At 45.5% G+C, this 10494-nt stretch carries 5 protein-coding genes; 1 reads left to right on the forward strand and 4 read right to left on the reverse strand.

Annotated features, from left to right (window positions below; genetic code table 11):
- Positions 1-180: 180 nt before the first annotated feature.
- The 3 genes from AAA938_RS20030 to AAA938_RS20040 form a co-directional block, all read right to left on the reverse strand.
- On the reverse strand, positions 181-1254 hold the full coding sequence (locus tag AAA938_RS20030; protein WP_338230689.1) for a hypothetical protein: 1074 nt from the start codon (positions 1252-1254) through the stop codon (positions 181-183).
- A 193-nt stretch (positions 1255-1447) separates the two neighbouring features.
- Complete coding sequence (locus AAA938_RS20035; protein WP_338230691.1) at positions 1448-2254, reverse strand: metallophosphoesterase family protein; 807 nt, start codon at positions 2252-2254, stop codon at positions 1448-1450.
- A gap of 1716 nt (positions 2255-3970) precedes the next feature.
- On the reverse strand, positions 3971-4804 hold the full coding sequence (locus AAA938_RS20040; protein ID WP_420915758.1) for a sugar phosphate isomerase/epimerase family protein: 834 nt from the start codon (positions 4802-4804) through the stop codon (positions 3971-3973).
- A 432-nt stretch (positions 4805-5236) separates the two neighbouring features.
- On the opposite strand from AAA938_RS20040, the gene tnpA reads away from it, so the two are divergent.
- Complete coding sequence (gene tnpA, locus AAA938_RS20045) at positions 5237-5698, forward strand: IS200/IS605 family transposase (RefSeq protein ID WP_338230693.1); 462 nt, start codon at positions 5237-5239, stop codon at positions 5696-5698.
- Positions 5699-6304: 606 nt separating this feature from the next.
- On the opposite strand, the gene purL is transcribed toward tnpA, so the two are convergent.
- On the reverse strand, positions 6305-9982 hold the full coding sequence (purL, locus tag AAA938_RS20050) for a phosphoribosylformylglycinamidine synthase (protein ID WP_338230695.1): 3678 nt from the start codon (positions 9980-9982) through the stop codon (positions 6305-6307).
- Between the last annotated feature and the right edge of the window lie 512 nt (positions 9983-10494).

The following is a 10494-nucleotide window of genomic DNA, read 5'->3' on the forward strand; positions in this document are numbered from 1 at the left end:
AATTAGATGGCTTTTCAAACGTGACGAGCAATTCTGAGGAGACTTTTTCAGCTATCAAGTCCTACAAATCCAACTGAAATTCCGATTCAATCCCCATAAGAACCTCACCGGTTTCGTGCAACAGCGCTTTCATGCTTGGCTTTGCAAGCCGCACGAAAGCTTAGTTGTTGGCAGCTGTCTTTATTTTTTTCTCAATATTTTCAAGTAAGTTTGGTCAGATTTTCTGTTTTCCCATGTCGCTTTAAAGTGTTCGGTTAGTTTTGGAAGATCTGACTCAACAGTTGATTTCCATAAGTTCTGATTGTATTCCTGGACTCTTAACATATTATCTACGTCAAATACCCTACCGGTGTCCTGAGACTTAATTATTGCAACTGGTTTATCTAAAGCCATTCTAACTCCTAATTCGAATAATACATTTGGATTGTGGTCAGTTAAATCGGCTATCACCATATCTGCATCAATCAATTCATTTATTATAGTGGATTGGATTATTTCAGTGCCCTGTTTATTGGCTGTTTCTACGTTAAATCCTGCTTCAATTCCTGCAGGAATGATTAGGCTAGTTAGAACTTCATTGAAAAATCCTTTGGAACGGTTGTCATTCCTTTCTGAAAATGGCATGATTACGAAAGCTTTTAATCCCTTTCTTGATGACTTTCCACTTTCGCCAACAATAATTGTTGCAGGACTTTCTGAATCATCATTTATAATTTCACTTGTATTGCCTGATTTTATATCCAAAAACTTACAATTCTCTTTGAATAAACCTGCAAATTCTTCATGAACTTCTGGATGCAATCCAAATTCATTCTCTAAAGTGTTTCTTAGATATTTCATTTCAGGCAGTGTACTGCCTTTATAGTGGTCTAACACCTTCTTAAAAATTGGAATACTTAAAAAAGCTTCATTTTTCTTTTTTTGCTCAGTAGTCGGGTCTGGAGCATAAAGTAAAGACCTTCCAAAATCTGTTAGGCTAATTTTGTCTGTTTTGCTAGAGCCTTCTGTAATTCCAAAATCTCTGGATGCTGCTGTATAATAATAAAATTTATTTGTCGCAAAACCAATATTAACTGCCTTTGCGATCTCTTGAGGTGTCCATGGATTACCACCATTAAGTTCTTTGATTTTCTGACCAATTATTAATGATTCCTGCAGAGAAACCCTTGGAAATGGCCTATCAACTTTCTGTCTTTTTGTCCTTGCCTTAGCGGCTACTTTTGGCTCTTGATCCTTTTTTGGTTGCTTTTCCATATTCATTTTATTTTTTAGCTTACTGCCAACGTTTGTGCTTTTGCAGTTACTGCGTAAGGCATACCTATTTGGATACATTGCGCAATAGTTGCGGGTATTTCCGAATTAGTTTTTTTCTTTTTCCCAATAACCTTCATTTTTCCCATCCAAAAAATACCCACTACTGGGTATTTCCAACAGCGGTTGCCCCTTTTTACAGCGTATGCCCATTCAGGATCGTACCGTCTTTCACTGTTTTGAGGTAGCTTATTACTTTGCCATCCTCGCCCACTTCGCAGACCCGGTAGGAAGGGAAGGGATTGCCCCAGCTGCCTCCGAAGTGCCCGGACCAGAGGAAGGGTTTTTTCTTATAGATCATCTGCCCGTCCACGTCATGGTCATGTCCATGGAAAGTTGCCCGCACATTGGGGTATCTCGTCACCAAGTCCAGAAAGGGTTTGCAGTCCACCCCGTGCCGGGTCCAGTCGTTTTGGGAGATATGCACGAAGACAAAGACATGGGGAAGCTTCGCGTATTCTTCCAAGATCAGCCCTGCAAATTCCAGATCGGCACAGAGATATTCTCCTTTTTCATTGGAGCAATCTAATAGCAGCGCGCCAAAGTCATCCTTTTCGATAAAGGAATAATTGCTCGGCTGACGCATGATTCGCATAAAGTCCCCTTCACTGACCCGGTCGTGATTGCCCCGGGTTACATAGCAGGGCATCTGAAACTGATCGTACACTTTTCGTACCTCAGGCAGTAGGCCGGGCTCGTCATGGATTAGATCTCCGTTGAGCACCACAAAGTCCACATCCTTTTCCCGGTTGACAGCCTCGATCAGTGCCCGGTGGGAACCCTCAAAATCGGTATTGGGCTGCCCCCAGTGTCCATCGGAAGCGGTGATAAATTTGAGTCGGGTGGCTTTGGGGAAGTCCATTTTCCCATAGGTAATAAAAGGCATGGTCATCAGGGAAGTACCCGCCAAGGCGAGTTTTTGTAAAAATGGTCTGCGGTTCATGGATGTAAAATAGTGAATTAGTTTTAACTCACGGTGCGCCTTTCTGAAAGTTGAGGAAGTTTCCTTGAATTTAAGGCCGGAAGTCCGATGACCGATGATGTTAAGAAACCTGCTATTCGAGATTTGCAATCTCGAATCTCTTATCTCAGGATTTGCAATCCCCAAATTTGCCACCAGTTTAATTATGCCCTACCGCAAGCCCGCCTGGAGGACGGACAGGTCTCCTGACCTGCCTGCAGCAGGCAGGCTTGTGCTCATGAGTTAAACAATTTGGGATATTTCCTTTTATTCCAGACTTTGTTAGGAGGTCGGCCCTTCGGGATTTGTGGTTTTTTCGAAGCGAGGAAAGGCGTTAAAAAAAATGACTTGGCTCTCGAGTGGGCGAGAGAAACCCAGTCATTTTTAGCCTTTCAAGCAAGAAAAAATCCATCCATTATGGGACTAGATTTTTATTTAAACTTTGCTGGATGGAAACAAAGACCGGGGCCAAGTCTTTTCCTCCCCTGCATCCTGGCTCTTCGCGGTCAATTTCCACTGGAAATTGCCTGATCGCTCAGTCCCTTTTTGGACTGCAAAAAGTGACAAAGAAAAAATTGATAGATGTTCTTCTGATGGGTAAATAGAGATTTTCCATTCTTTCAAAATGGACCCTATCGAGGAAGTAAAGCAATTTCTCTTTGTTCTTTTGGCTTGACCCAAAAGAACCAAAAGGTCAAGATTTGTCCCGATAGCTATCGGGATTCCCCCCTCAAGGCTCTCGCGCACCCCTCTGCAACAGCCCTACAAGCTGGCCTCTCGCTAGATTAGTCCACCGGACTAATCCTTAACGCTCGATCCCCCGACCGCACACGTTGTATTAGGTGAAATTTCGTTTGGAAGAAAGGAATAATATGATGGAAACAAAGACCGGGGCCAAGTCTTTTCCTCTCCTACATCCTGGCCCTTCGCGGTCAATTTCCACTGGAAATTGCCTGATCGCTCAGTCCCTTTTTGGACTTCAAAAAGTGACAAGGAAAAATGAGACAGAGGTTCATTTGATGGGTAAATAAGGAAAGGACCTGTTTTCTCAATTTGATGTTGAGAGTAAAGTTGATGTATGCTTCACTGTACTTTTGGCTTGACCCAAAAGTACCAAAAGGTCAAGAATTGGCTATGCTCCTAGTGCTCAAGCCAGCCGCACCCCGCTTCTCCAGCCCCACAAGCTGGCCTCTCGCTAGATTAGTCCACTGGACTAATCCTTAACGCTCGATCCCCCGACCGGACACGTTGTATTAGGTGAAATTTCGTTTGGAAGAAAGGAATAATTGGATGGAAATAAAGACCGGGGCCAAGTCTTTTCCTTCCCTACATCCTGGCCCTTCGCGGTCAATTTCCACTGGAAATTGCCTGATCGCTCAGTCCCTGCTATTCGAGATTTGCAATCTCGAATCACTTATCTCAGGATTTGCAATCCGTTAATTCTTACAAAAGTTTAATCTCGGCCTAGCGCAAGCCCGCTTGGAGGACGGACAGGTCTCCTGACCTGCCTGCAACAGGCAGGCTTGTGCTCAGGAACCCTTTACTAATCAAGATTTTCATTCGCGATTCATAAATCAGCCTTCAGACTTCAGCCTTCAGACTTCAGCCTTCAAACTTCAGACTTCAGACTTCAGCCTTCAAACTTCAGCCTTCTGATTTAATTTTTCCCCTTTCCTATCGAATGCTCCCTTCAAATTCCTACTCCTTAGTCGTCTCAATCACTCCCCGGAAATAGCCGAGTGATTCGGCAATTCCCATAAAGGGATTGTCCATATTCCGCTCGTGCTCCAGGCTGCAGACTCCGGTGTAGCCCACTTTTCGGATCATTCTTACCATAGCCGGAAAGTCAATAATCCCTCGGCCAACTTCAATAGAATACCCCTGTTTGATCGGGCCTGTCACGTCTTTGATATGCATATCGAAAACCCGGGTATGGTATTTTTCCATATCGGCTACCGGGTCTTTTCCGTTTCGGGTGTCATGCCCGATGTCCAGGCATATGCCCATTCGGGGATCGAGATCTTTGGTGTGGTTCCAGACTTCATCAGCATCTTGATAGATTTTGATATCAGGTCCATGCAGATGGATCGCAAATTTGAAATCGTATTCCTGCACCTTTTTCTCTACATAGGGAAGCAGCTCCACGTTGGGAACGCCCACAATCAGTTTTACACCGACTCTTTTTGCATAAGCAAAAGCCTTATCGACTTCTTCTTCGCTTCGCATATAGATCGGGCCAACGGCGTATCCTGTCACGTCATGGGCCTTCAGTTTTTCATGAAAAGCCGCAATCTCCGCATCGGTGCTGTTCATCGGCAAGTGAAAATCCTTGATGCAGAGGTAGTGCACATCCAAGGCTTTTAAAGTTTCGAGTGTCTTATCGAGGTCGAATCGGACGAAGGTGAAGCCTGCTACTCCGACCTTGAAAGTTTCCCCTGTTTCAGGAGGAGGTTGGGGTCCAGGTCGGGTTTCCTGTGCTTGGCAAACCATCACGGAGAGGACAAGCAAAAGGGCGATTAGGGTTGATTTCATAAGCTTGGGTTTAGTGTTGATTCCTTCAAACAATTTAGCAAATGCGAGCAGAATAGAGTCCTTAGCTCAGTCAAATACTCCGGAATCGTTTGCTTTGACATCAATGTTGGAGGATTTATGGAATTATAGCTTTCTGGAGAATAAATAGGAAAGAGCAAAGGAGGCGCAAAGAAAGAGTAATGCCGTAGGCATGATTGATTATAAAGCCAGCCATGGTTGGTGAGCGGTGGTTGGTGAGCGGAGTCGAACCAAGTCGAACCATAATTGCTGGGTTATAAATTCAATGGGGAGTTCCAGTGAATGCCGTAGGCATGATTAATTAAAAAGCCAGCCATTTCAATGGCTGGAAAATTAGATTAAGAGTGTTTCAAAAATGCCTTTAGGCATGGCCGATATTGGCTAAATTTGTTAGAATTTCTAATCTGATTTTTTATGCCAAATACCTATTCAAAAATGTATTGTCAGGCAGTTTTTGCGGTCAAATACAGAAGAGCAGCTATTCGTGATGATTTTAAAAGTAAGCTATTCGCGGTGATTGGAAACCTGATCAATGAGATGGGTGCAAAGACATTAATTGTAAACGGACATGTTGACCATGTGCATTGTCTTTTCCAGTTTTATCCCAAACAGGCTGTCTCAGAAATCATGCAAAGTGCAAAAGCAAAATCATCGAAGTGGCTAAATGAATCGAAGCTAACGGGATGTAGGTTTGAATGGCAATCTGGCTATGGCGCCTTTACTTATAGTGAACGAGAGATTTCAGCTGTTTTTGAATATGTGAAAAATCAGGAAAGGCATCATCAGGAAATGACCTTTCAGGAGGAATATCGTAAAATGCTGGAGGCTCATCACATTGAATTTTTGCCGGAATACCTTTTTAAAGAGCTGGAATAGAAATCGTCCGTCCCTACGGGACTCTGCAAGAACTTATCTCCTTTAACTATTCCAGAGGTTAAAACCTCTGGCAAGAATATGAATCGTCCCTCCGGGACTGGAAAAAGTTATTGCCTTAGGCATAACTGATTGTCTAGCCAGCCATGGTTGGTGAGCGAAGTCGAATCCTAATGGTTGATTTATAAATTCAATTGAGAGCTCAAGCGAATGCCTTTAGGCATGGCATATTGCTAAGCCAGCCATGGTTGGTGAGCGAAGTCGAACCATAATGGCTGGCTAATTGGATTGGGGTTATTATAAAAATGCCTTTAGGCATGGCTGATATAAACAAAAGAAGTAAGTCAGGAAATAGCAGGTTCGAGATTTTCATTTCTCAGCGAATTGCAAATTGGTAAATATAGTCTAGCGTAGTTTCAAACTGCGCTCAGGCCAAAAGGATGTATGGAATTACAGCTTCCTGAAAATAAAAAAGCGGAGTTTAGACTCCGCTTAGTTCTATGATTTTTTCAGCATTCTTAGATGATACTGAATGGCTAATTTTTCAATTTTTCAATCTTCCAATTTTCCAATAATGAATATCGAATGTTGAATCTCCAACACCGAAGATCAGGAATGTCCCTCAACCCAAGTTCTTGCATTCACAAACGCCTCCATCCAAGGAGTGAAGTCGTCATTTCTATCGCTAGGATAATGAGCCCAGTTCCAAGGCTTCAAGCTTCGCTCAATATGGGGCATAATCGCCAGATGTCTACCGTCTTGAGAAGCTATCCCTGCTGTCGCAAAGTCGGAACCGTTTGGATTGCCTGGGTAAGCGGCGTAGCTGTACTTCATGGCGAAGTGGTAGGCATTCTCTCCTTCTGGCAGGGAAAACTTGCCTTCCCCATGCGCAACCCATACGCCCAAGCGCTGACCGCTAAGGCTGCCGAGCATCACCGAATTGTTTTGAGGAACAGTCACATTTACAAAGCAAGACTCAAACTTGTGGCTGGCGTTGTGGAGCATTTTCGGCTTCTGATCGTGGTCCGGAGTCACCAAACCGAGCTCAATCATTAGCTGGCAACCGTTACAAACACCCAAAGAAAGCGTATCCGGCCTTGCGTAGAAGTTGTCCAAAGCTTGTTTGGCTTTCGGATTATACAGGAAAGCTCCTGCCCAACCTTTGGCCGAACCCAATACATCGGAATTGGAGAATCCACCCACGAAGACAATCATCTGCACATCGCTCAGGTCTTCTCTTCCGGAGATCAGGTCGGTCATGTGCACATCCTTCACCTCAAATCCTGCCAACCAAAGAGCATAAGCCATTTCCCGGTCTCCATTTACTCCTTTTTCACGGATGATGGCAGCCTTGGCTTTGCCTTTTTCGGTACGGTTCGGATTCAGTCCCGTCTTGGTAAAGCTTCCGCTCCAGTTTGGAGCAAATTCGTAGCTGAGGACTTGATTTTTGTAGTTTTCAAAACGGTCTTTTGCAAGCTTCTCTCCACTTTGCTTTCTGTCAAGTAGGTAAGAAGACTTAAACCACAAGTCTCTCAAAGGTTCCACTTCCAAAGTTTCGCTTTCTAGGCTTACTTTTCCATCCAAGGTCACTTCGGCCAGTTCTACAAAGTCAATGTCCGCCGCAGAAAGCACTTCCTCTGCTGAATGGTCATTTCTGACCTGAATCAGGATTCCCGGATTTTCGGAGAAAAGGGCCTTGATCATGTTGGATTCAGCCAAGCGGCTTTCCTTCACGGAAAGTCCCACATTCTGGCTTGGGAAGCACATTTCCAGCAAGGCAGTCAAAATGCCACCTGAGGAAATATCGTGTCCTGCCAGCACGAGACCTTTTTCGATCAACTGCTGAACCGTTTCAAAGGCTTTTGCAAAATATTCCGCATCCGTCACGTCAGGGGTTTCCTGACCCACCTTGTTCAGGATTTGGTAAAGCGAGGAACCGGCGAGTTTTGCTGCATCCTTGGAAAAGTCCAGATACAAAACCTTGGTGCCTGCCTGGGGCAAAAGGGCGGCTTTCGCGGTCTTTTTCACGTCGGTACATTCCCCGACGGTGGAAATAATCACCGTTCCCGGAGAGTAAACCACTTTTCCGTCAGGATATTTCTGAGTCATGGAAAGGGAATCCTTTCCGGTAGGGATATTGACTCCAAGCGCTATCGCAAAGTCAGAACAGGCCTTTACAGCACTATAAAGTCGGTCATTTTCTCCTGCATTTTTGGCAGGCCACATCCAGTTGGCGGAGAGGGAAACTCCCTTCAAGCCATCTGCAATCGGTGCAAAAACCAAGTTGGTCAGGGCCTCGGCAATCGCCAATCGGGAACCTGCCTCTGCATCGGCCAAAGCCGCAACCGGCGCATGTCCTATGGAAGTGGCGATTCCTTTATTTCCGGTGAAGTCCAAAGCCATCACCCCCACGTCATTTAGGGGAACCTGGATTTCACCCACTGTTTGTTGGGTAGCCACTCGACCAGTTACGGAGCGGTCTACCTTATTGGTCAACCAGTCCTTGCAGGCTACCGCTTCCAGCTGAAGCACTTCCTGGATGTATTCCTGAAGCTTGGAGGAGTCCAACTCTGCTTCGGTGAATTTCGGCGCCAGTCCGCTTTTATCTTCCAAAACCGTCTTGGGAGAGGAGCCAAACATGTAGGCCAAATCCCAATCCACAGGCTTTTCTCCGGTCTTTTGGTTTTCAAACTTGAAATGCATGTCTCCGGTCGTCTCACCCACCACATAAAATGGGGCGCGTTCCCTTTCGGAGAGTTGCTTCAACTGGTCAATGTCTTTTTTGCCGACAACCAGGCCCATTCTTTCCTGGGATTCGTTGCCGATGATTTCTTTGGCAGAAAGGGTAGGGTCACCCACCGGCAACTGATCGATATGGATGGTGCCACCGGTGCTTTCCACCAATTCGGAAAGACAGTTCAGGTGACCTCCTGCTCCGTGGTCGTGGATGGAAATGATTGGGTTGTTTTCGCTTTCAGCCATGGCGCGGATCACGTTGGAAACCCGCTTTTGCATTTCAGGATTGGATCGCTGCACGGCGTTAAGTTCCAAGGCACTGGATACTTCCCCGGTATTCAGGGAAGAAACGGCAGAACCACCCATTCCGATTCGATAGTTATCCCCGCCCATGATCACGATTTGATCTCCGGTTCCGGGTTCACCTTTCTTGGTATAGTTGGCATTGGTGAAGCCGACTCCACCGGCGAGCATGATCACTTTGTCAAAGCCGTACTGCTTGTCTGCCTCCTCGTGCTCAAAAGTGAGCAAGGAACCGGCGATAAGCGGCTGGCCGAATTTGTTTCCAAAATCAGAAGCTCCGTTGGAAGCTTTGATTAGGATGTCCATTGGGGTTTGGTAGAGCCAAGGACGGGCTGGAAGGTTTTTTTCCCAACTTCTTCCTTCCTCAGAGCGGGAATAGGAAGTCATGTAGACAGCTGTCCCAGCCAATGGAATCGAAGCAGTACCTCCTGCCAAACGATCCCGGATTTCTCCTCCGGAACCTGTCGCCGCTCCGTTGAAGGGCTCGACGGTAGTGGGGAAGTTGTGGGTTTCAGCTTTCAGGGAGATCACTGAGTCGATCTCTCTGGTTTCGAAAAAGTCAGCCTGATGCTGTGTTTTGGGCGCAAACTGCTGGATTTTTGGACCTTGGATAAAGGCTACATTGTCTTTGTAAGCAGAAGCGATTCGATTGGGATGCTTTTTGGAAGTTTCCTTGATGAGTTGGAAAAGGGTCATGGGTTTTTCTTCCCCGTCGATCACAAAGGAACCGTTGAAGATTTTATGCCGGCAATGCTCAGAGTTCACCTGAGAGAAACCGAAAACCTCGGAATCAGTCAAAGGGCGCCCCAATTGTTTGGAGACGTTTTCCAAATAATCTACCTCTTCCTGACTTAGCGCCAAGCCTTCGGACTTGTTGTAGGCGGCGATATCAGTGATAGGTTTGATCGGTTCGGGCTGTAGATGGATGTCGAAAATTTCCTGATCGAGTCCCTCGTAGGCCTTTTGAAGCATGGGGTCGATTTGATCTCCTTCCTTCATCGGGAAAAACTCCTCAATGCGTTGGATTCCTTGGATTCCCATGTTGACCGTGATTTCCACGGCATTGGTGGACCAGGGAGTGATCATTTCCTTGCGGGGACCGGAGTATTTTCCGCTTACTTTTTCACCTGGGATCTGTCGGGCTTCGCCAAAAAGCCAGATGAGTTTGTCGATGTCTTCCGTGCTGAGAGGGTGAGATACTTGAACTCCGTAGATGAGTTTCTGAGGGGATTCAAAGAAGAAAATCATGTCCTTGGGCTGGTAAGTCGCAAAGGTAAGGAATTGAGGGGGAGATTGGAAGATTGAAAAATTGAAAGATTGGAAAATTTGTTGGGTGTCCGAATGCCGAAGAAGATTTGAAGATGGGAGGTAGGGAAGTTAGGAAGCAGGGGAGCAGGGAAGTATTGTCCGATGTCAGATGACCGATGTCCGATGAAGGGACAAGTGTCGTAATTCGTAAATAGGATGGAGGTTAGGGAGTATGGGAGCAGGGAGGTAGGGAAGTATTGTCCGATGTCGGATGACCGATGTCCGATGAAGGGAGGCAAAAAGTTTAAAGTGAAGTTTGAGAAGCCGGATTGGGTAACTCTGACTCGTCCTAAAAATAGTTTACAGGTTATTGTTTAAATCCTGATACTGATTGACTATTTCTGTTAGTCCTTTTATTGGTTTACAAGTGTACGGTTTTTGGGGTAATAGTTTTTCCACAATCGATCTGTTTTTTGATTGGTTTGATGGATTTCTTCAGGAGTTTTGTTTCC

The organism is Algoriphagus taiwanensis (assembly GCF_036245645.1).
Taxonomy (GTDB): domain Bacteria; phylum Bacteroidota; class Bacteroidia; order Cytophagales; family Cyclobacteriaceae; genus Algoriphagus; species Algoriphagus taiwanensis.